The sequence below is a fragment of the Labrys sp. F242 genome, from assembly GCF_057813875.1.
On the sequence record NZ_JBVASG010000002.1, the window covers coordinates 109,098 to 129,621 of the forward strand.

The 20,524-nt window shown below is 63.8% G+C and carries 19 protein-coding genes; 9 read left to right on the forward strand and 10 right to left on the reverse strand.

The window, feature by feature from the left end:
* Nucleotides 1-298 precede the first annotated feature (298 nt).
* Nucleotides 299-2,176: a M3 family oligoendopeptidase gene (locus tag ACZYTC_RS16080; protein WP_434959488.1), complete on the forward strand. Its 1,878-nt coding sequence runs from the start codon at nucleotides 299-301 to the stop codon at nucleotides 2,174-2,176.
* 32 nt (nucleotides 2,177-2,208) lie between these two features.
* Here the strand turns inward: ACZYTC_RS16080 and ACZYTC_RS16085 are convergent, their stop codons facing one another.
* Nucleotides 2,209-2,595: a RidA family protein gene (locus tag ACZYTC_RS16085; protein WP_441773339.1), complete on the reverse strand. Its 387-nt coding sequence runs from the start codon at nucleotides 2,593-2,595 to the stop codon at nucleotides 2,209-2,211.
* 66 nt (nucleotides 2,596-2,661) lie between these two features.
* Between ACZYTC_RS16085 and ACZYTC_RS16090 the strand changes: the two genes are divergently transcribed.
* Entirely contained in the window at nucleotides 2,662-3,192 is a 531-nt protein-coding gene (locus ACZYTC_RS16090; RefSeq protein WP_434959486.1) for an Lrp/AsnC family transcriptional regulator, read from the forward strand.
* A gap of 95 nt (nucleotides 3,193-3,287) precedes the next feature.
* Complete coding sequence (locus ACZYTC_RS16095) at nucleotides 3,288-3,971, forward strand: lysophospholipid acyltransferase family protein (protein WP_488990065.1); 684 nt, start codon at nucleotides 3,288-3,290, stop codon at nucleotides 3,969-3,971.
* Between the two features lie 447 nt (nucleotides 3,972-4,418).
* Here ACZYTC_RS16095 and ACZYTC_RS16100 read toward each other — a convergent pair whose 3' ends face one another.
* Nucleotides 4,419-5,327 carry a DMT family transporter gene (locus ACZYTC_RS16100; protein WP_488990066.1) on the reverse strand — a complete coding sequence of 303 codons (909 nt, stop codon included), beginning with the start codon at nucleotides 5,325-5,327 and terminating at the stop codon, nucleotides 4,419-4,421.
* 120 nt (nucleotides 5,328-5,447) lie between these two features.
* On the opposite strand from ACZYTC_RS16100, the gene ACZYTC_RS16105 reads away from it, so the two are divergent.
* Nucleotides 5,448-5,882: an Lrp/AsnC family transcriptional regulator gene (locus tag ACZYTC_RS16105; protein ID WP_434959482.1), complete on the forward strand. Its 435-nt coding sequence runs from the start codon at nucleotides 5,448-5,450 to the stop codon at nucleotides 5,880-5,882.
* 23 nt (nucleotides 5,883-5,905) lie between these two features.
* On the opposite strand, the gene ACZYTC_RS16110 is transcribed toward ACZYTC_RS16105, so the two are convergent.
* The 3 genes from ACZYTC_RS16110 to acnA form a co-directional block, all read right to left on the reverse strand.
* Nucleotides 5,906-6,178, reverse strand: coding sequence for a hypothetical protein (locus tag ACZYTC_RS16110; RefSeq protein WP_488990067.1), 273 nt, complete (start codon nucleotides 6,176-6,178; stop codon nucleotides 5,906-5,908).
* A gap of 356 nt (nucleotides 6,179-6,534) precedes the next feature.
* Nucleotides 6,535-7,203: a carbonic anhydrase gene (locus tag ACZYTC_RS16115; protein ID WP_434959480.1), complete on the reverse strand. Its 669-nt coding sequence runs from the start codon at nucleotides 7,201-7,203 to the stop codon at nucleotides 6,535-6,537.
* A 178-nt stretch (nucleotides 7,204-7,381) separates the two neighbouring features.
* On the reverse strand, nucleotides 7,382-10,063 hold the full coding sequence (gene acnA / locus ACZYTC_RS16120) for an aconitate hydratase AcnA (RefSeq protein WP_434959479.1): 2,682 nt from the start codon (nucleotides 10,061-10,063) through the stop codon (nucleotides 7,382-7,384).
* Nucleotides 10,064-10,549: 486 nt separating this feature from the next.
* On the opposite strand from acnA, the gene ACZYTC_RS16125 reads away from it, so the two are divergent.
* The gene (locus ACZYTC_RS16125) at nucleotides 10,550-10,837 is read left to right on the forward strand and encodes a hypothetical protein (protein ID WP_488990068.1); all 288 of its coding nucleotides are present in this window, start codon (nucleotides 10,550-10,552) and stop codon (nucleotides 10,835-10,837) included.
* A 38-nt stretch (nucleotides 10,838-10,875) separates the two neighbouring features.
* On the opposite strand, the gene ACZYTC_RS16130 is transcribed toward ACZYTC_RS16125, so the two are convergent.
* Nucleotides 10,876-11,778 (reverse strand): LysR family transcriptional regulator, encoded by a 903-nt coding sequence (locus ACZYTC_RS16130; protein ID WP_434959477.1) that lies wholly within the window; start codon nucleotides 11,776-11,778, stop codon nucleotides 10,876-10,878.
* Nucleotides 11,779-11,891: 113 nt separating this feature from the next.
* Here ACZYTC_RS16130 and ACZYTC_RS16135 point away from each other — a divergent pair, with 113 nt between their 5' ends.
* Together ACZYTC_RS16135 and ACZYTC_RS16140 are read left to right on the forward strand one after the other, a co-directional pair.
* Complete coding sequence (locus tag ACZYTC_RS16135) at nucleotides 11,892-12,614, forward strand: SDR family NAD(P)-dependent oxidoreductase (RefSeq protein WP_441773344.1); 723 nt, start codon at nucleotides 11,892-11,894, stop codon at nucleotides 12,612-12,614.
* Nucleotides 12,608-13,105, forward strand: a complete 498-nt coding sequence (locus tag ACZYTC_RS16140; RefSeq protein WP_441773345.1) for a RidA family protein — start codon at nucleotides 12,608-12,610, stop codon at nucleotides 13,103-13,105. The genes ACZYTC_RS16135 and ACZYTC_RS16140 overlap by 7 nt, the downstream gene beginning before the upstream one ends.
* Before the next feature lie 24 nt (nucleotides 13,106-13,129).
* Here ACZYTC_RS16140 and ACZYTC_RS16145 read toward each other — a convergent pair whose 3' ends face one another.
* Nucleotides 13,130-14,011 (reverse strand): LysR family transcriptional regulator, encoded by an 882-nt coding sequence (locus ACZYTC_RS16145; protein ID WP_441773346.1) that lies wholly within the window; start codon nucleotides 14,009-14,011, stop codon nucleotides 13,130-13,132.
* Nucleotides 14,012-14,134: 123 nt separating this feature from the next.
* Here ACZYTC_RS16145 and ACZYTC_RS16150 point away from each other — a divergent pair, with 123 nt between their 5' ends.
* Nucleotides 14,135-15,349 (forward strand): YbfB/YjiJ family MFS transporter, encoded by a 1,215-nt coding sequence (locus tag ACZYTC_RS16150; RefSeq protein ID WP_441773347.1) that lies wholly within the window; start codon nucleotides 14,135-14,137, stop codon nucleotides 15,347-15,349.
* 160 nt (nucleotides 15,350-15,509) lie between these two features.
* Nucleotides 15,510-17,177 carry an amidohydrolase gene (locus ACZYTC_RS16155; RefSeq protein ID WP_441773348.1) on the forward strand — a complete coding sequence of 556 codons (1,668 nt, stop codon included), beginning with the start codon at nucleotides 15,510-15,512 and terminating at the stop codon, nucleotides 17,175-17,177.
* Between the two features lie 176 nt (nucleotides 17,178-17,353).
* Here ACZYTC_RS16155 and ACZYTC_RS16160 read toward each other — a convergent pair whose 3' ends face one another.
* From ACZYTC_RS16160 to irrA, 3 genes are all read right to left on the reverse strand, one after another.
* Entirely contained in the window at nucleotides 17,354-18,748 is a 1,395-nt protein-coding gene (locus ACZYTC_RS16160) for an amidohydrolase family protein (protein ID WP_434959471.1), read from the reverse strand.
* A gap of 177 nt (nucleotides 18,749-18,925) precedes the next feature.
* The gene (locus tag ACZYTC_RS16165) at nucleotides 18,926-19,783 is read right to left on the reverse strand and encodes a LysR family transcriptional regulator (protein ID WP_441773349.1); all 858 of its coding nucleotides are present in this window, start codon (nucleotides 19,781-19,783) and stop codon (nucleotides 18,926-18,928) included.
* Between the two features lie 192 nt (nucleotides 19,784-19,975).
* Nucleotides 19,976-20,485: an iron response transcriptional regulator IrrA gene (gene irrA, locus ACZYTC_RS16170; protein WP_434959469.1), complete on the reverse strand. Its 510-nt coding sequence runs from the start codon at nucleotides 20,483-20,485 to the stop codon at nucleotides 19,976-19,978.
* Nucleotides 20,486-20,524 lie beyond the last annotated feature (39 nt).

Here is a 20,524-nt window from a genome sequence, read left to right on the forward strand (position 1 = left end):
GGACTGCTTAACGACGTTGGATGAAAGTTACATTCCACTGAGACGGTTGAAACCGCGGCCGCGAACGGCGATATGTGGGACCATCACGGGGCCGCGTCGCCGGCCCGGCAATGGCGTTTGGCGACTTGGCGGCAACGACAGGAATCGCAAGGACGCGTCGAACCAAAGAGCCGGGGCACGCAAGCGTTCAGGCCTGAACGCGCCTTGCCCCAGGCAGTGTTTCCCGACGAGGCCCATGGATGGACCTCGTCGGGAAACACTGCAAATATTTGATATCTTGCGGTCTCAAGGAGTTTTCATGGCCGGCAAATCTTTTTCCGCATCCTCCGGTTCCGCCTCGTCGGAGACCGCCAGGGCCGATTCGCAGGAGACCAAGGCCGACCGGAAGGGCAGCGAGCTCGGCCGGTTGCCGGAATGGAATCTCGCCGATCTCTATCCGGGCATCGATTCGCCGGAAATCACCGCCGATCTCGACAAGGGCCTCGCCGACTGCCTGGCCTTCGAAGAGGGCAACAAGGGCAGGCTCGCCGAGATCCTGGCCGGCAAGGACGGCGCCATCAACCTCTCCGCCATCATCAAGACCTATGAGGGCATCGAGGACAGGCTCGGACGCATCGCCTCCTTCGCCGGCCTCGTCTACGCCGGCGACACCACAGACCCCGCCCGCGCCAAATTCTATGGCGACGTGCAGGACAAGCTGACCACGGCCTCCTCCCACCTGCTGTTCTTCACGCTGGAGCTCAACCGCATCGACGACGGTGCCTTGGCCGAGGCGGTCAAGGACGAGGCGCTCGCCCATTGGAAGCCCTGGCTGGACGATATCCGCATCGAGAAGCCCTATCAGCTCGAGGATCGCGTCGAGCAATTGTTCCACGACAAGTCGGTGACCGGTCGCGGGGCCTGGAACCGCCTGTTCGACGAAACGATCTCGGGCTTGCGCTTCAGGGTTGAGGACAGCCAAGAGCTGACGCTGGAGCCGACCCTGAACCTGCTCCAGGACCCCTCCCCCGCCAAGCGCGAGAAGGCGGCTCACGCCCTAGCCCGCACCTTCAAGGACAATCTCAGGCTGTTCACCCTGATCACCAACACCCTGGCCAAGGACAAGGAGATCTCGGACCGCTGGCGTGGCTTCGAGGATGTCGCCGATTCGCGCCATCTGTCGAACCGGGTCGAGCGCGAAGTGGTCGATGCCCTGGTCTCGGCGGTGCAGGAAGCCTATCCGCGCCTGTCGCATCGCTATTACCGCCTCAAGGCCAAATGGTTCGGGCTCGACCAGCTCAACCACTGGGACCGCAACGCGCCGCTGCCCAAGGTCGAGAGCACCCCGATCAAGTGGGAGGACGCGCGCGGCACCGTGCTCGAGGCCTATGCCGGTTTTTCGCCGCGTATGGCCGGCATCGCCCAGCGCTTCTTCGACGAATACTGGATCGACGCACCCGTCCGCCCCGGCAAGGCACCCGGCGCCTTCGCCCACCCGACCGTGCCCTCCGCCCATCCCTATGTACTGCTCAACTATCAGGGCAAGACGCGCGACGTGATGACGCTCGCCCATGAATTGGGCCATGGCGTCCATCAGGTGCTGGCGGGCCATAACGGCGCGCTGATGGCGCCGACGCCGCTGACTCTGGCCGAAACAGCCTCGGTGTTCGGCGAGATGCTGACCTTCCGCGCCTTGCTGGCCCAGGCCGCCACGCCCGCGCAGAAGAAGGCCATGCTCGCCGCCAAGGTGGAGGACATGATCAACACGGTGGTGCGCCAGATCGCCTTTTATTCCTTCGAGCGCAAGGTGCATGTCGAGCGCCGCCAGGGCGAGTTGACCGCCGACCGCCTCGGCGAGATATGGCTGTCGGTTCAAGAGGAAAGCCTCGGATCCGCCATCAAGATCGGGCCGGGCTACGAAACCTTCTGGACCTACATCCCCCACTTCATTCATTCACCCTTCTACGTCTACGCCTACGCCTTCGGCGATTGCCTGGTGAACTCGCTCTACGCCGTCTACGAGAAGGCCCATGAGGGCTTTGCCGAACGCTATCTCGCCATGCTGGCGGCCGGCGGCACCAAGCACCATTCCGAACTGCTTGCCCCCTTCGGCCTCGATGCCCGCGATCCCGCCTTCTGGCAGATCGGGCTCAATCTGATCGAGAGCATGATCGTGGAGCTTGAAGGGATGGAATGAGGTTTTCGGCTGAGGCATGCCATTGGCATGCCTCAGCCGGCAGCAATAGCCTCCAGTTCCACCAGCCAGCCCGGCTCTAGCGTGCCGACCACGATCGCCGTGGTGGGGATGCGGCGGGCGCCCAGGGCTTTGAGCCGCGCCGCCTGATTGGCCTCGGCAAAGGCTGTGTCGGTGAGATAGCTGGTGACGCGCACGAGATTGTCGACCGTCATGCCGGCTTCGGCGAGGATGCACCGAATGTTGGACCACAGCCATTCGAGCTGTTCCTCCAGGCTGCCGGGCACCCGGCCATCTGGATCGAGGCCCATGGTTCCGCTGAAGAAAAGCAGACGCTGCATTCCCACCACTTCCATGGCGTGAACATAGTCAGGCGTTGCCTCATAGATGCCGTTACTGGGGTTTCGTACGATCATTTGCATGGTTTTTCTCCCTCGGCGAGCGCATGTTGAACAGAACGATCTTCGAGGAAAAGAGCTTTTTGCCGAATGAAATCAAAAACGAAGGATCTTCAGCCGAATGAACGGGCGGACCGTTCTCTCGATGATTTCGACCGAAAGATCTTAGGCGCCTTGAGCGTCGACGCGCGCCAGACCTATGCCGAGATCGGCCAGAGCGCCGGGCTTTCCGCACCGGCCGTGCACGAACGCGTCAAGCGCTTGCGCGAAGCCGGCGTGCTCAAGGGCTCGACGGCCGTGCTCGACGCCCAGGCCATCGGCAAGCCCTTCCTCGCCTTCGTGCATGTCGACACCGAAGGCTGGGGCAAGAGCGAGCGCATGATGACGCTGCGCCGCTTTCCCGAGGTGGAGGAAATGCATTCGGTGGCGGGCGATACCGGCGTGATCATGAAGGTGCGCACCCGAAACGCCCGGGCGATGGAGCATTTCCTCTCCCAGCTTTATGTCCTGCCTGGCGTCAGGGGGACCAAGAGCTATGTGGTGCTCTCCACCTATCTGGAACGAGCGATCCAGCCTCTGGCCACCGAGAATTGGCCCGAGATCCCGCTTCCGCCGGCCTAGGTCCGATCTCCGACGCTCCTGGGCAACGTCCGCCTGCCCGCAATGCCCGCGCAATCCGCCCTCCCTAGGTTGCGCCCGCATTCGGGAGCCGTTCGATGATCCGCAGGAAACAATGGACCGCAAGGGCAGCCGGTTACGGGCTGCATGCCTATATCAGCGGCGTGATGCGCACCACGCGCTTCGCCCCTCTGCCAAGCGAGCAGCGGCCCTGGGAGCGGACCGATGGTTCCTTCATCGCCCTGACCTGGCATGGCCAGCAGATGCTGAGCATCGCGGCCCTGCGAGGTGCGCCGCGCACCAGCGTGCTGGTCTCGCTGCATTTCGACGGTACGGTGATCGCCACGGCGCTGGCGCGCGCCGGCTATGGCACCATTCGCGGCTCCGGCACCCAGACCCGCGCCAAGATTCGGGGCAAATGTGGCATCCCGGCCTTCCTGGCGATGCGCCAGGCGCTGGAAACAGGCACCAACGTACTGATGACGGCCGACGTGCCCAAGGTCGCGCGGGTGGCCGGCAAGGGCGCGGTGCAGCTGGCCCGGGCCACCGGGCGGCCGATCTTCCTCTTCGCGGCGGTGACCAGTGCGCGGATCGACCTCGACAATTGGGATAAGGCCAGCGTGGTGCTGCCTTTCGGGCGCGGCTGCGTGCTGTGGTCGGAAGCCCTCGTCGTACCCGGTGATGCTGATGCTGAGGAAATCGATGCGATCAGCCATCGCATCACCGCAGGGCTCGACAGCTTGCACGCAGAGGCGCATCGGCGACTGCGTTCAGGGACCTGACCGCTCCCCTTTCGCGTTTTGGCTAGATATTGACGCGCTTTAGCGCAGCTGTGCGTTCCGAGGAGGCAGAGGACGAAGATAAGAGGCGTGGAATCTGGGCGGAAGTACCGTTCCTCCCATGGCCGAACGGCGGACGCGGGCATGGCAATTCTTCTCGGTCTGGCGGCTGCCCTATGTTGGGGTGGCACAGATTTTCTCGGCGGCGCGGCTGCACGCACGCTCGGGGTGCGCCGATCCCTATTCTTCAGCCAGGCTATCGGCTTTGCCGGCCTGTCCCCGCTGGTTTTGTTCCTGCCCACCATCCGCGGCCAGATGGCGTCGGCGCCACCACCTATGGCGCGATCACCACCTTGCTATCGCTGGCGACCGGTGAGGTGCTGCGCGGCGAAAGGCTGTCGCCGCTGCAATGGTTCGGCATCGCTGCCGCCCTCTTCGGCGTCGTCCTGCTCAGGATCGAGGGCTAGCCGGCGTCCCCGGTACCGCCGTCTCATTCCGGCGCAGGGGCGACCAGCCGAGCGTCATGCCCGCGGCCGCGACCAGGATGGCGCCGGCACCAACCATTTGCAGCCAGTCCAGGCGATGGCCGAAGGCGACGAAGTCGACCAGGATCGCCACCACGGGATAGATGAAGGAGAGCGCGCCGGTGAGGCTGGTCGGTAATTTCTGGATGGCACCATAGAGCAGGATATACATCAGCCCGGTATGGACGACGCCGAGCGTGCCCAAAATCGCCCAGGTCTGCTCCCCCGTGGGCGGATGGGCCAGGCTGGCGAGCGGAGCCAACATCAGGGTGCCGACGATCGCCTGGATGAGGGCTATCAGATGCGGCGGCACCCCCTTGAGTTTCTTGGCGACCAGGGCCGCGATCGCATAGAAGAAGGCGGCGCCGAGCGCCAGGCCGATGCCGACCAGGTAACCGGTCCCGGCGGCCCCGCTTTTGGCCTGCACGATGCCGAGCATGCCGGCAAAGGCGAGGCCGAGCCAGAACAGCTTGGACGCCGTCAGCTTCTCCGAGAAGAACAGCACGCCGAACCCCACCAGCATGAAAGGCTGGGTGTTGTAGACGGCGGTGGCAATCGAGATCGAGGCGCGCGGATAGGCGGCGAACAGCATCAGCCAATTCGCCACGATGGCGACGCCGCCGATCACGGCGAGCCCGATCTGCCGCACTGTAATGACATCGCGCCTGTAGAGGCCAAGCCCCAGGCAGATCAAGGCGAGCGTGCCTGCCCCGAACAGGCAGCGCCAGAACACTACGTCGATGACGGGCTGGCCCGACAGGATGACGAACCAACCGATCGTCCCCGATATGATCATGGCCGCCGTCATTTCGGCCGTTCCGCGGAGCTTGTCCATGGCATCTACCTCTCAATGGAGGCTCAATTCTATTCGGGCTCTTTGCGAATTTATATGGATCGGATAAGGTTGAATATGGCATCCTCCTAAATTACGAAGGACAAATAACGGATCGACATCATGCTTGATGAAGTGGACAAACGCATCGTCGACATCCTGGTCGAGAATGCCCGTATCTCGCTGAAGGAATTGGCGGGCCGGGTGAACCTGTCCTCTCCCAGCACCTCCGAGCGTCTCAAGCGCCTGGAGGAGCGCGGCGTAATCCGGGCCTTTACCGTGGACGTCGATCCGCACGCCCTCGGCTATACACTACAGGCGATCGTGCGCATCCGCCCCCTGCCCGGCCAGTTGCAGCGGGTGCAGGGCCTGATCGAGGAGATCCCGGAATTCTCCGAATGCGACAAGGTCACCGGCGACGACTGCTTCGTCGCTCGGCTGCATCTGCGCTCGATCGAGCAGCTCGACGAGATCCTCGACCGCCTGATCGACAAGGCCGAGACCAACACCGCCATCGTCAAGGCGCAACCGGTGAAGCGGCGCCTGCCGCCGCTGTGAAGGACTGCCTCATAGCGGCGAAATCACCGCAAGAACAGCAGCGTGCCGGTCGCCACCAGCAGCAGCCAGGCGACGCCGTCCCATTCCGTCAGCGAGGAGGATGGCGCTCGGCGGCGCGCGCCAAAAGCCGCCATCACCTGCAACAGCGCGAGGAAGGTGAGCAGAACGGCAAAGGTCGGCGCAAAGGCCTTCGAGCCGGAAGCCGCCAGCAAAGCCGCGAACAGGACTTCGGCGACAAAGACGTGAATGGTTACTCTGGATACGAGGTCCAGTTTTCTCGAGACTGAATTCGACATGATAGGAGCAGTTCTGAAAATACCTTGTTCTCGCGCCGGCACGCAAAGCATTCGGCCGCGCGAAGGAAGAAACGGTGTCATCTTGCCCCGCGACGATTGTCCGACGAGGCTGACATCCAAGGCATTTTACGAAATATAGAGTATATTTCACAAATAAATATTGTGTATTGTTTTGAGTGCGACACGTAAACAAGGTATAAGGATGCAGACCTTGCTTCACGCGGGCGGCGCAATTCCTGGGGCCACAGGCGTCTCGCCCATAGGCACCAACTCAACGGTGGAGCGAGGAGGCGGGTGGTGTTGCACCTCTCGCCTTAAGTTACACCTATGGGCGTGACGCCCGCAGTCCCAAAGGCTCAATCGCAGCGAAGCAAGGACGGCGGCGTGCCGATCTCGGAAACCACCGGCTCGAAGCGGCGGGTTTTTGGGTCGCGTACCAGGAGATGGCCGGAAGCGATGCCGAAATAAGCGCCGTGGAGCTGTAATTCCCCGGCATCCACGCGCCGGCGCACGCTGCCGAAGGTCGTCAGATTGGCAAGGCTCTGCTCCACTGCGGCAAGGCCAAGCCGAGTGATATAATCCTCGGACGGCGTCTCGCCAGGGTCCTCCAGCGTATCCACCGCCGGGGCGATGATCGACATCCATTTGCCGATGAAATCCCCCGAAGAAAGCGGCGCGCGCTTTTCGGCAAAGGAACGGATGCCGCCGCAACTGGCGTGGCCCATGATGACGATGTGCTTGACCTTGAGCGCCTCGACCGCAAATTCCAGCGCGGCGCTGGTGCCATGGAACTGGCCGCCCGCCTCATAAGGCGGCACGATATTGGCGACGTTGCGCACCACGAAGAGTTCGCCCGGCCCCGCGTCGAAGATCACCTCCGGCGAGACACGCGAGTCGCAGCATCCGATCACCAGGACTTCCGGGCTCTGCCCTGTGGCCGCCAGCGTCTCATAGCGTTGGCGTTCCCGGGAAAAGCGGTCGCCGAGGAAGGACTTGTAGCCGGCTATGAGACTGTCGGGGAACATGGAATCTCCTCGGAACGCGGACATCTCAGCGACATGTTCGCATGTCGCGATGTCCGCTCTTGGGCGTTGACGAATGCGGCAAGAGACGAGGACCGAAAGAGAGGCGAGACGGCCCTCTCTACGAGATGCCGCCATGCCCTCAATATCGGAAGAGCGGGCAGAGCCCGCACTCCCAGGATTACGCCGCCAAATTGCGCAGCACGAACTGCAGGATGCCGCCGTTCTTGAAGTAGTCGAGCTCGTCCAGCGTATCGATGCGGCAGAGCAGCGGCACCTTGACGACCTTGCCGTCGGCGAAGCTGATCTCGGCCTCGATGGTGGCGCGCGGCTTGATCGTCTCGATCCCTTCGATCGTCACCATCTCGTCGCCCTTCAGGCCGAGCGTCTGCCAGGAGGTGCCTTCGGCGAAGGTGAAGGGCACCACGCCCATGCCGACCAGGTTGGAGCGATGGATGCGCTCGAAGCTTTGGGCGATCACGGCGCGCACGCCGAGCAGCTTGGTGCCCTTGGCCGCCCAGTCACGCGATGAGCCGGTGCCATACTCCTTGCCGGCGAACACCACCAAGGGCACGCCCTCGGCCTTGTAGCGCATGGCGACGTCGTAGATCGGGGCTTCCACGCCATCGGGATAATGGATGGACAGGCCCCCTTCGATACCCGGCAGCATCTGGTTCTTGATGCGGATATTGGCAAAGGTGCCACGCATCATCACCTGGTGGTTGCCGCGGCGCGTGCCGTACTGGTTGAAGTCCACCGGGCGAACCTGGTGGTCGCGCAGATATTCGCCCGCTGGGCTCGCCGCCTTGATCGAACCGGCCGGGGAGATGTGGTCGGTGGTGATCGAGTCGAGGAAGAGGCCGAGGACACGGGCCTTGTGCACATCCGTCGGCGGCACAGGCGTCTTGGTCATGCCTTCGAAATAAGGCGGGTTCTGCACATAGGTCGAACGCTCGTCCCAGGCATAGGTCTGCCCTGCTGGTGCCGAGATCTTCTGCCAGTTCTCGTCGCCCTTGAAGACGTCGGCATATTTAGACTTGAACATCGCCTGGGTGACGTATTCGTCGATCACCGCCTGGATCTCGGCGCCATCGGGCCAGATGTCGGAGAGAAAGACGGGCTTGCCGTCGCTGCCAGTGCCGAGCGGCTCCAGCGTCACGTCGACCTGGAGGGAGCCGGCCAGCGCATAGGCGACGACCAGCGGCGGCGAGGCCAGGTAGTTGGCCTTGACGTCGGGATTGACGCGTCCCTCGAAGTTGCGGTTGCCCGAGAGCACGGCCGCGGCGACGATATCACCCTTGTTGACGGCCTCCGAGATCGGCTCGGGCAGCGGGCCTGAGTTGCCGATGCAAGTGGTGCAGCCAAAGCCGACCAGGTTGAAGCCGAGGGCGTCGAGATCCTTCTGCAGGCCGGACTGGCTGAGATAGGCTTCCACCACCTGCGATCCCGGTGCGAGCGAGGTCTTGACCCAGGGCTTGGACTTCAGGCCCTTGGCCGCCGCCTTGCGGGCGAGCAGGCCGGCCGCGACCAGCACGGAGGGATTGGAGGTGTTGGTGCAGGAGGTGATGGCGGCGATCGTCACGGCGCCATGGCCGATGGCATAGTCGGTGCCAGCGACGGCCTGCGCCTTGCCGGCTTCGCCCGGCTTCTTGAACTCACCTTCCAGTGCGGCGAGGAAGCCGGTCTTGGCGTCGGAGAGCAGCACGCGATCCTGCGGGCGCTTGGGGCCGGCGAGCGAGGGGAGCACAGTGGCGAGATCGAGCTCGAGAATGTCGGTGAACACCGGATCGAAGCTCGCCGAGGTCCGGAACATACCCTGTTCCTTGGAGTAGGCTTCGACCAAAGCGATGCGATCGGCATCGCGGCCCGACTTGTCGAGATAGCGCAGCGTCTCGGCATCGACTGGGAAGAAGCCGCAGGTCGCGCCATATTCCGGCGCCATGTTGGCGATGGTGGCCTTGTCCTCCAGCGTCATGGCGTCGAGGCCCTGGCCGAAGAACTCCACGAACTTGCCGACGACGCCCTTCTTGCGCAGCATCTGGGTGACGGTGAGCACGAGGTCGGTGGCGGTGACGCCTGCCGGCAGCTTGCCGTTGAGACGGAAGCCGATCACTTCGGGGATCAGCATCGAATTGGGCTGGCCGAGCATGGAAGCTTCCGCCTCGATGCCGCCGACGCCCCAGCCGAGCACGCCCAGGCCGTTGACCATGGTGGTGTGGCTGTCGGTGCCCACCAGCGTGTCGGGATAGGCGACGGTGACGCCGTCTTCTTCCTTGGTCCAGACCGTCTGGGCCAGATATTCGAGATTGACCTGGTGGCAGATGCCGGTGCCCGGCGGCACCACGCGGAAATTGTCGAAGGCCGACTGGCCCCACTTCAGGAAGCGGTAGCGCTCCTGGTTCTGCTCATATTCGCGGGCAACGTTGTTCTTGAAGGCGTCGTTGTTGCCGAAATAGTCGACAACGACGGAGTGGTCGATGACCAGATCGACCGGCACCAGCGGGTTGATCAGGGTGGGATCGCCACCCAGGGCCTTCATGGCGTCGCGCATGGCGGCGAGATCGACTACGGCCGGCACGCCGGTGAAGTCCTGCATCAGCACGCGGGCGGGGCGGAAGGCGATTTCGCGCTCGGCTTTGCCGCGATTGGTGAGGAAGGCGGCGATGGCTTCGATATCACCCTTGGAAACGCTGCGGCCATCCTCGAAACGCAGGAGGTTCTCGAGCAGGACCTTCATGGAGACCGGCAGGGCGGAAATGCCGGGAAGACCGTTCGCTTCCGCTGCTTTCAAGGAATAATAGGTATAGGTCTTCGAGCCCACCTGAAGTGTCTTGCGGGCTTTGAAGCTATCGAGAGAGGCCATGGCAGGTTCCCTGAAAAAGGCCGGGGAACGCCCCCAAGCCTATGATACGTCAGCGGAATTCGCGCTCACGAGGCGGTTTGTGCGGCGCGGTATGGTGCGTTTATAGAAGGATTCCAGTCAGGCCGCTACTGCCTATTTGACGACGTCTGCCATGCCAGGAATGCGGGGTTTGCCGCCTAAAGCGTTTTGAGATTGGACGAAATCGTCAAGAATCGCAAAGACGCGTCGAAACAAAGAATTAGAGCAAGTGAGCGTTCACGCCTGAACGCCCTTTGCTCTAGCCGACGGGGTGTGGCAGCAACAGACAAATCGGTTCGATTTTTTACGCTTTGTTAAGGCTGATCCGGGATTCCCAGGCCTGACACCACGATTCCTCGCGATTTCCGCCGTGTGACCATCGGCACGGCACGCTCGCGCCGCAATCGGCATCTACTCCGCCAACTTCAATTTTCAGACCGCGGTCGGACTTTCGATCCCGAGGATATCATGCAGCCATTTGCTCCCTTGCTTGCCAAGCTTCGCACCGAATTCCGGCACGCCTGGTTCCCCACCTTGCTGATCTGCAGCATGGTGATCCTGCATGACCTCGCCACGGGCATCCAGCACAGCAGCCTGGTGGTCGCGCTCCTGATCGCCACCTTCATCCTCGCCCGCCCCGCCATGCTGCGCCGGCGCTCGCCACTGCAGAGCTGGCGCCACAGCCTGATCTATGCCGGAACCATCCTGGTTGCGACCCTGGTCTCCCTGGGCACGCTCGACTGGCTGAAGCTGTGAGGCCGATGACGATGACGATCATGCTGCGGTAACCAGCGTCACCGCAGCATGATCCAAAGCGGGCTCTTCCAGGCCTTCAGGGCGTCAAGGAAGACCTGCAGCTTGGCAGGAAGGAAGCGCCGCGTCTGGTAGACGGCGTGCACGAAGATCTCCGGCGAAGACCAAGCCGGCAGGAGGCGCACGAGGTCGCCGCTCTCGATGCGCTCGTCGCAATAGGTCGAGGGCAGGAGACCGATGCCATGGCCCTTATAGGTGAAGGCGCTCACGGCCTGGAAGTCGCGGCTGGCGATCGGCCCGGAGACCTGGACCTTCACCGCCTTGCGGCCGCTGACCAGATGCCATTCGGCTTCGTTGTTGCGCCCGTTCATCAGGACGCAGCGATGGCGCGCGAGATCCTCCGGCCTGTCCGGCACCTCTCGATCCCTCAGATAAGCCGGCGTCGCCACGACATAGCGCACGCTCTTGCCGATGCGCTGAGCGATGATGCTGGAATCCGGCAGTTCCCCGAAACGGATGGCGACATCGACATTCTCGGCGATCAGGTCGAGAAAGACATTGGTGACGACGAGGTCGACCTGGATGTGCGGATAGGCCGTCAGGAAGGACGAGATGAAGTCGTAGAAGGGCTCCTGCCCCATGATCACCGGCACCGAGACCCGGAGCAGGCCCTCCGGCCTTCTTTGTGCCTGGACGAGGACCCGCTCGGCGTCCTGGAGCTGGCCGAGCGGCTCGCTGCATTGCTGGTAATAGGCGCGCCCCTGGGCCGTGAGGGTCAATTTGCGCGTCGTGCGCTGCAGCAGCGTCACGCCCAATTGCTCCTCGAGGGCGCTCACCTTGCGGCTGACGGTGGAGACCGGCATGCCAAGCGCATGGGCGGCCCGGCTAAAGCTGCCGAACTGCGCAACCTTCACGAAAACGGCGATGTCGTTGAGATCCGCCATGTCATTATTTTTGCATGAGTGGAAAATTAATTCCAGATATTTCCATCTAATCAAAGAACCTGCCGCGACGCACATTCCTGCCACGAGAACAAACCAACTCGTGGAGAACGCAAATGACAAACAAGGTCGTCATCGTCACCGGCGCCTCGCAGGGCATCGGTGCAGGCCTCGCCAACGCCTTCCTCGAACGCGGCTACGACGTGGTAGCAACCTCGCGGCGGGTTTCGCAGACGAACGAGATCCGGGCCTCCGATCGGCTGGCCCGTGTCGACGGCGATATCGCCGATCCCGCCACCGCGCAGCGTGTGGTGGAAACCGCGCTGGCCCGCTTCGGGCGGATCGATGCTCTGGTCAATAATGCCGGCATCTTCTTCACCAAGCCGTTCGTCGACTACACGCTGGAGGATTACCGCAGGCTCGCCGCCACCAATGTGGAAGGCTTCCTGCATCTCACCCAGGCGGTGGTACGGCAGATGCTTACCCAGAAGAGCGGCGGCAGCATCGTCAGCATCACCACGCCCCTGGCCGGCCACCCGATCGCCGGTGTCAACGCCTCCGTCGCCATGGCCACCAAGGGCGGCATCGAGGCCCTCTCCAAGAACATCGCCATGGAATATGCGCATGAGGGCATCCGCGTGAACACGGTCGCGCCCGGTGTGGTCGACACGCCGCTCCACAAGGACAGCCCAAGGGATTTCATCAATGCCTTGTCACCCATGCCCGGCATTTCCGGTGTCGGGGAAATCGTCCAGGCGGTTCTCTTCCTGACCGAGGCTCCGCGCGTAACCGGGGAGGTGCTGCACGTCGATGGCGGCGCACATCTGGGCAAATGGTAAACTTCGGCAACGGCCCCACTGGAAAAGGCGCCGGTGCGGAGCAGCGACTTCGGGAGTTCGGCATCACCCTTCCGCCATCACCGACCCCGTTCGGCGCCTATGTCGAGGCAGTCAGGATCGGGAGGCTGATGTTTCTCAGCGGCATGCTGCCGGTGATCGATCGCAAGCCGCAATTTCTCGGATGCCTCGGCGGCGAACTGACGGTAGAGGAAGGCTACAGGGCGGCTGAACTCGCCGCCCGTAGTGCGCTGGCGGCGATCAGGGAGGAACTCGGTTCGCTCGACAAGGTGACCGGCGTCGCCAAGCTCGGCGTCTACATCGCCACGCAAGGTGATTTCCGGGACCACCCGAAGGTGGCCGATGGCGCCTCCGAGCTCCTTCTCAAGGTTTTCGGCGCGGACATGCTGTCGGGCCGGGTCGTGCTCGGCGTCGCCAGCCTGCCCCTAGGGTTGCCGGTCGAAATCGAGCTCGTGGTCGAGATCGCCGATTGAGCGGCTGCCCATCGGAGCGGCGCGTTAGGTGCCGCTCACGCTGAAACTCGCATGTGCCATGTCGAGAAAGGCCGAGAGCGCGCTCGAGACATAACCGTCGGCCCGGCGCACGAACAGCGTGTCGACCTCCGCCCGCTCGGGCGGGAGCTTGTGGATGGCAATCCTGCCCTCCTGCCAGGCGCCGGCGACCACGCTTCTCGGCAACAAGGTGATACCGACGCCGGCCGACACGCAGCTGATGATTGCCTCCAGCGAGCCGAATTCCAGCGGCCTTGCGGTCACGATCCCCCTCTCGGCCAGCAAGGTTTCGAGCCGCTGGCGATAGGAGCAGCCGACCTGGAAAACGATCGTCTTCAACTCCGGGACCGAGGCCAACTCGTCGGGGCTCCGAAGGTTGCGGGCGGTGACGAGGACGAGTTCCTCCCGGAAGACGACCTGCTGGTGCAATTCGGGATGGCTGACGGGGCCGGCAACAAAGGCGCCTTCAAGGCGGCAGGCGATCACTTCGTCCAGGAGCTTGCGCGTAGTGCCGGTGGTGAGGACGAGCCGGACGGCGGGATGGGTCTTGGCAAATCGGCTGAGCAGGCCGGACAGCCGCAGCGCCGCCGTCGTCTCCAGACTGCCGAGGGACAGAGCGCCGCTCGGCGCGCCCTCGTCCTGCGCGGCCGTTCGGGCATCCGCCAGCAGCCTGGCGATACGGCCGACAAAAGGCAGCACACGCTGCCCCGCGGGCGTGATCGACACACCGCGCGCATGGCGCTGGAACAGACTGACGCCAAGGTCCTGCTCGAGGGTACGGATACGGGTCGTCACATTGGATTGGACGGTGTTCAGCTCCTGGGCGGCCCGGTTCATGCTGCCGAGCCGGGATACAGCTTCGAACACCCTCAGATCGGATATATCCATGCCGGTCGCATCCACTGCAAACATAGATATCTCAAATAGAGATATCTCGTATCCTTTATATTCGTTTTTATAGATTGATACGGTCCCTTAAGTTCGTCAAGAACGACAATCGAGGGTCGACGAATGGCCGGTACCATCATCTTGGACCGTGACGGGAATTCCAGCGAGCGCAGCCCGAACATGTGGCGCGCGATCCTGTCCGCCTTCTGCGCCAGCCTGATCGGCATTGGCCTTGCCCGCTTCGCCTATACGCCGCTGCTGCCGGCAATCGTCGATGCGCACTGGTTCGAAGCCTCGACGGCCGCCTATCTCAGCGCTGCCAACCTGGCAGGCTATCTTGCCGGTGCCCTTATCGGCCGTCCGCTGGCCGCGCGTTTCTCGACCATTGCCATTCTCAGGATCATGATGGCCCTGGCTACCTTTACCTTCTTCGCCTGCGCCTATCCGCTCGGCTTTGCCTGGTTCTTCGCCTGGCGCTTCGTCGCCGGCTTGGCGGGCGGCACGCTGATGGTCCTGGCGGCTCCGACCGTACTCGCCCATGTCGCACCGGCGAGGCGGGGGCTTGCCGGCGGCGCCATCTTCATGGGGATCGGCGCGGGTATCGCCGCCTCCGGCACGCTGGCGCCACTGTTGCTGCAACAGGGGCTGCGGCAAGCCTGGTTCGGTCTCGGCGCGCTTTCGCTATTGTTGACGGCTGCCGCCTGGACCGGCTGGCCGCGAGGCGAGAATGCGGTAGGCCAGCCCCCCGCCCAATCCGGCCATGCCCCCAGGACGGCAAGCCTGCGCGCCCTCTATGCCGAATATGCCCTCAATGCCGCCGGCTGGGTGCCCCACATGATCTTCCTGGTCGATTTCGTCGCGCGGGGATTGGGCGAAGGCGTCGAGGTCGGCGCGCTTTATTGGGTCATCTTCGGCATCGGCGCCACCATCGGCCCTCTCCTGGCCGGTCACCTCGCCGATCGCATCGGTTTCGGCGCTGCCTTGCGCACCTCCTTCCTGCTCGAAGCCGTCGCGGTAGCCCTGCCCGCCGGCGTCATGGGCCAGCCATGGCTGATCGCCTCCAGCCTCGTGGTCGGCGCCTTCGTCACCGGCACGGTGCCGCTGGTCATCGGCCGCATCCATGAACTCCTGCCGCACCATCCCGCTCAGCAAAAACGCGCCTGGAGCCTGGCGACAGTGTGGTTCGCTCTGTTCCAGGCCGGTGCTGCCTATGCCTTGTCCTTCCTCTTCGCGCAGAGCGGCGGCAATTACCGCCTGCTCTTTGTGATCGGTTCGGTCGCGATGATCCTGGCCCTGGCGATCGACCTTATCGCAAACAGAAGTGGTCCTCGCCGATAAGGGCGGAGGGAACAAACTAGCCGTTCACTCGCGGAGGCGGGCCGGTCGGGCTCACCGCGAGACGATGCAGGCCGGGTTCTTCCCCGACGGTACCTTTACCTCTCTGCCGCCGCATGGAACATGATCCCTGCGAGGGGAATCACACTGGGGGAAATTTGGCATGAGGAAGGTCGGTTTCGCGACCCTCGTCGCGGCTGCCGCCATGGCGGCCACGCCGACGCTGGCTGCGTCGGTCCTGATTGAAAATATCAGGGGTTATACCATCCGGGACGGCGAACTCGTCCGTTTCGACGCGCTCGTCTTCGGTGAGGACGGCAAGGTCATCGCCACCGGCGCGAGCAAGGAACTCGCCAAGGCCCATGCCGATGCGGCCAGGCGCGACGGTCGCGGCAAGGTGCTGCTGCCGGGCCTGATCGACGCCCATGGCCATGTCGGCGGCCTCGGCGAAACGCTGACGACGATCGACCTGTCCTCGACTGCCAGCCTCAAGGCCGGCCTCAAGCTGGTGAGCGCCTATGCGAGCGCCAATCCCAAGGCAGCCTGGATCCGCGGCGGAGGCTGGAACCAGGTGGTCTGGAAGCTCGGTCGCTTCCCCAACGCCGCCGAGCTCGACGCCGTGGTCAGGGATCGGCCGGTCTGGCTCGAACGGGTCGACGGCCATGCCGGCTGGGCCAACGGCAAGGCGCTCGCCCTCGCCGGCGTGACCAAGGATACCAAGGATCCCGATGGCGGGCGCATTGAGCGCGACGCCCAGGGCAATCCCACCGGGGTACTGGTCGACAAGGCCATGGACCTCGTCGTCAAGGTGCTGCCGGCTAAGACCGAAGCTGATCGTGCCGCCAATCTCACCGCCGCCCTCGCCCACATGGCCAAGCTCGGCCTGACTGGTGCGCATGACGCAGGCGTCGAGGCTGCCGACATTGCGGTGTACAAGCGCTTCGCCGACGAGGGCCGCCTCACCGCCCGCATCTATGCCATGGTCGGCGGCGTCGGTGAGGATTTCAAGACCGTCTCGGCTGGCGGACCGCTGCTCGGCTATGGGCAGGACCGGCTGACCGTGCGCAGCGTCAAGCTCTACGCCGATGGCGCGCTGGGCAGCCGCGGTGCCGCGCTGATCGAGCCCTATAGCGACGATCCCGGCAATCGTGGCCTGCTCTTCCGCAAGCCCGAGGAGATGCAGGCCGATATCGAGACGGCGCTGAAGGCCGGCTTCCAGACCAATGTCCATGCCATCGGCGACGCCGGTAACCGCGAGGTGCTCGATGCCTTCGAGGGCGCCTTCGCCAAGGTGGGCGGACGCGATTTGCGCAACCGCATCGAGCATGCCCAGGTGCTGGCGCTCACCGACCTGCCGCGCCTCAAGAGCCTCGGGCTCGTCGCCTCGATGCAGCCCACCCACGCCACCTCCGACATGAACATGGCTGAGGACAGGGTCGGTCACGAGCGTATCCGCGGCGCCTATGCCTGGCGTACCGTGCTCAACCAGGGCACGGTGATTGCAGGCGGTTCGGACTTTCCGGTGGAATCGGCCAATCCTTTCTTCGGCCTGCACGCGGCCGTCAACCGCACCGACCATCAGGGCAAGCCCGTCGCCGGCTGGCATGCCGAGCAGGCGATGACGCGGGTGGAGGCCTTCCGCGCCTTCACCCTGGACGCCGCCTATGCCGGACACCAGGAGAAGAGCCTCGGCAGCCTGGAACCGGGTAAATGGGCCGATTTCATCCTGGTCGACCAGGACATCTTCGCCGTCGATCCCCAGTTGATCTGGAAGACCAAGGTCGCGGAAACCTGGGTCGGCGGCAAGAAGGTATATCCCGCCGGGAAGTAAGGCGCCTGCGAGCCTGAAAGGCAGCTGAAGCGCCGCCCCTTGTCATCGCCGGGCTTGACCCGGCGATTCAGGGAAACGCAACAACTGCGATGCTGGCAAATAGATGCCCGGGACAAGCCCGGGCATGACAAAACCGGAGTCCCTCGCGGCGCCAAGGCCGCTTTTCGCGCAGAGGCTCAGGCCTGCCCCACGCTGCCATAGACCATGCGGCCCTGGTGGAAGGTGGCCGTGCGCGCCGGCATGCGGGCTACCGCTTCGGCCGAGCAACTGGCGGGAACAAGTGTGAAGGCCGCGTCGTCGCCGGCCTTCGGCCAGGCGCGCTTGCCGCTGTCATCCAGTGGCAGCACGCCACCGGTGGCGATCGACAGGGAGCGAGAGAGATGGAACTCGTCCGAGCCATGGTAGAGCTGCGCGTAGAGATTGGCCTTTTCGAGCATGTCGCCGCTGCCGAAAGGTGACCAATGATCGATCACGCTGTCGGTGCCGGTCATCACGAAGACGCCCTTCTCGCTGAGCTGCGGCAGCGGCATCACCAGGCTGCCGATCGGCACCGTCGAGGCAATGGTGATGCCCTGGGCGGCAAAGCGCGTGGCAATCTCGGACAACGCCTCCGGCGAGAGCGTGGTGAGGGCGAAGGCATGGCTGATGGTGACCTTGCCCTTGAGCGCCGGGTTCTTCTCCACCGTATCGACCATGTAGTTGATCGCGGCCACGCCGGCCGGGCTGGTCTCATGCAGATGGATGTCCACGCCCTTGCCGCTATCGAGCGCGATCTGGAACATGGCGTCGAGCGATTTTTCCATGGCGCCGTCGACATTGGTCGGGTCGAGCCCGCCGACATATTGCACGCCCATGCCCATGGCTTCGCGCATCAGGCCGTCAACCTTGGAATGCAGGAGGCCGTGCTGGGGGAAGGCGACGATCTCGCAGCTGAAGTCGCTTCGATGGTTCTCCAGCGCGCGCTGCAGATGTTCCAGGCTCTTGAGCCCGCTGACCGGATCGATGTTGCAATGGCTGCGCGCCACCGTGCTGCCCTTGGACTGCAACAAGGCAATCAGCCCTTCGGCGCGCTGCTGCGAGGTCGGCAGTAGCTTGGGCAGCAATTTCTGCTCCCGCGCGATCATGTCCATGATGGTCTTGCCTTGGCGCGGGCGCGGGGCCTGCCAGGGACCGCCATAGAAGGTCTTGTCGAGGTGGATGTGCATGTCGCGCATCGCCGGCAGCAGGAGTTGGCCATGCGCCTGGTAACGCGGCAGGCCGTCGTCCAGCTTGGCGCCGGCCGCATGCAGGGCAGCGATCTTGCCGTCCTTGATCTCCAGCGTATAGAGCGCCGTGCGGGTGCCGATCACCGTCTCGCCCTCATATTCGAAGCCTTCTTCGAGGCGCACGTCGCTGAGATAATAATGGCGATCGCTCAGCGTGCTGGCGCCTGCTTCACCGGCCGGACGGCTGGTGCCGGCTGTCGCGGCCATGGCGCTGCCGCCTGCCATGCCGACGACCGCCCAGGCCGTGGTGAGTTTTCCGGTCTGGCTGAGAAAGGCTCTGCGGCTCGGCTGCTGCTGGTTTTCCACGGTGTTTCCTGCCCTCGATTGGTTGCTTATGCTGCCAATTTACGAAAGGGCGGCTGCGGTTGGCAGCGACATTTGCCAATGCTGATCATTCGATTCGGCAATGATGGGACCTGAATGCAGAGCATGAATGAATGGCCAGGCCTTTCATGCCAAGAGGGCGGCGGAGATTTCCGCGCTTTATGCCTCCAACCCGCAGAAGGTGACCAGCCGCTCCGCCAGGGTCATGACAGCATCGGCAGCGCCGTCACGGAAATAGAGCGCCAGCTCGAAATCGGTCACCGGCTGCAGTCCTTCGGCCTCGCCCAATATGCGGTGACTCGGCAGCCGGCAGCCGGCGGGCAACAGGGTGACGCCGAGGCCGGCGGCGGATGCGGCGGTGAGCGCGGCCAGGCTGGCGCTGCTGTAGCCGACCCGCCAGCGCCGGCCGAGAGCGTCGAGTGCCTGGCATAATTCCTCGCGATAGAGCCCGTTGGGCGGGAAGACCGCCAGCGGCACCGGGGCCTGCTCGATGGCCGGGTGGGCCAGGCTATCCAGCCACAGCAGGGGTTCGGGCCTGGCGGCGCGCGGCGGCTGGCTGCGACGCTGCTTGACCAGGATGAGATCGAGCTCCTCGCGCCCATAGGCGCCATGCAGATCCGCACTCAGCCCGCTGGTGACATCCAGCCGCAAATGCGGGTGCTCGCGGCTGAAGGCTGCCAGCAATTCGGCAGTGGGCACCGTATAGTCCTCGGGCATGCCCAGTCGCAGCACGCCATCGCGCCACAGGCCCGTCAGGGCGTCATGCGCCTCCTCGTTCAAGGCAATGATGCGCCGGGCATAGCCCAGCATCTTGATGCCCTCTTCGGTGAGTTGCACCTGATGCGAGGAGCGCTCGAACAGGGGCCTGCCCAGCATCTCCTCCAGCCGGCGGATCTGCTGGCTGACCGTGGACTGCGACAGCGACACGATCTCGGCCGCGCGGGTGAAGCTCACCGTGTCGCACACCGCCACGAAGCTGTTCAGGAGTTGCGGATTGAACATCGGATAGCGATTCATGCACCCACCGCCGGCACCCCTCCGTTCGATCGCTCACTTGTAGACGACAGTCGAGCTTGATTGCAGCGCAGCGACACCGTCAATTTGCCGAATGCACCGTTCAGAACGAAGATGTGCGATGACCAAAACATGCGCAAACGAAAACGGCGCGGCCAAGCCGCGCCGTTTTCATAAAAATCAAGGGATAATGCCTCAGTCCTTGCGGCGCAGGCGCACGATCACGTCGACGCGGGCGACCTCATAACCATCAGGCACCTTCGGCATCTCGGCCATGTTGACCTCGCCGGGAATGTCGAGCACCTCATTGTCGCCTTCGACATAGTAATGATGGTGCTCATGCACATTGGTGTCGAAATAGGTCTTCGAACCATCCACGGCGAATTCGCGCAGCAGACCGACTTCCGTGAACTGGTGCAGTGTGTTGTAGACGGTGGCCAGCGAAACAGGCACGCGGGCCTTGGAGGCCTCGTCATGCAATATTTCGGCCGTGATGTGCCGATCGCCCTTCTGGAACAGCAACCAGCCCAACGCCAGGCGCTGTCGGGTGGGCCTCAGACCGACGTCACGCAGCATAGAACGCACGTCGTGGAACGGGCAGCCCGTGCGCTGGTGGTCGCGAGAGGGAAGCTCGCGCGAAGGCGCTGCATCCGGCGTGGCCGCCTTGGCGGAACGATCGAAGTGAATGACTGTGGTCGCTGACATGATGCGTTTCTACAACTTTTCTCGGCGACATTCTAGGGC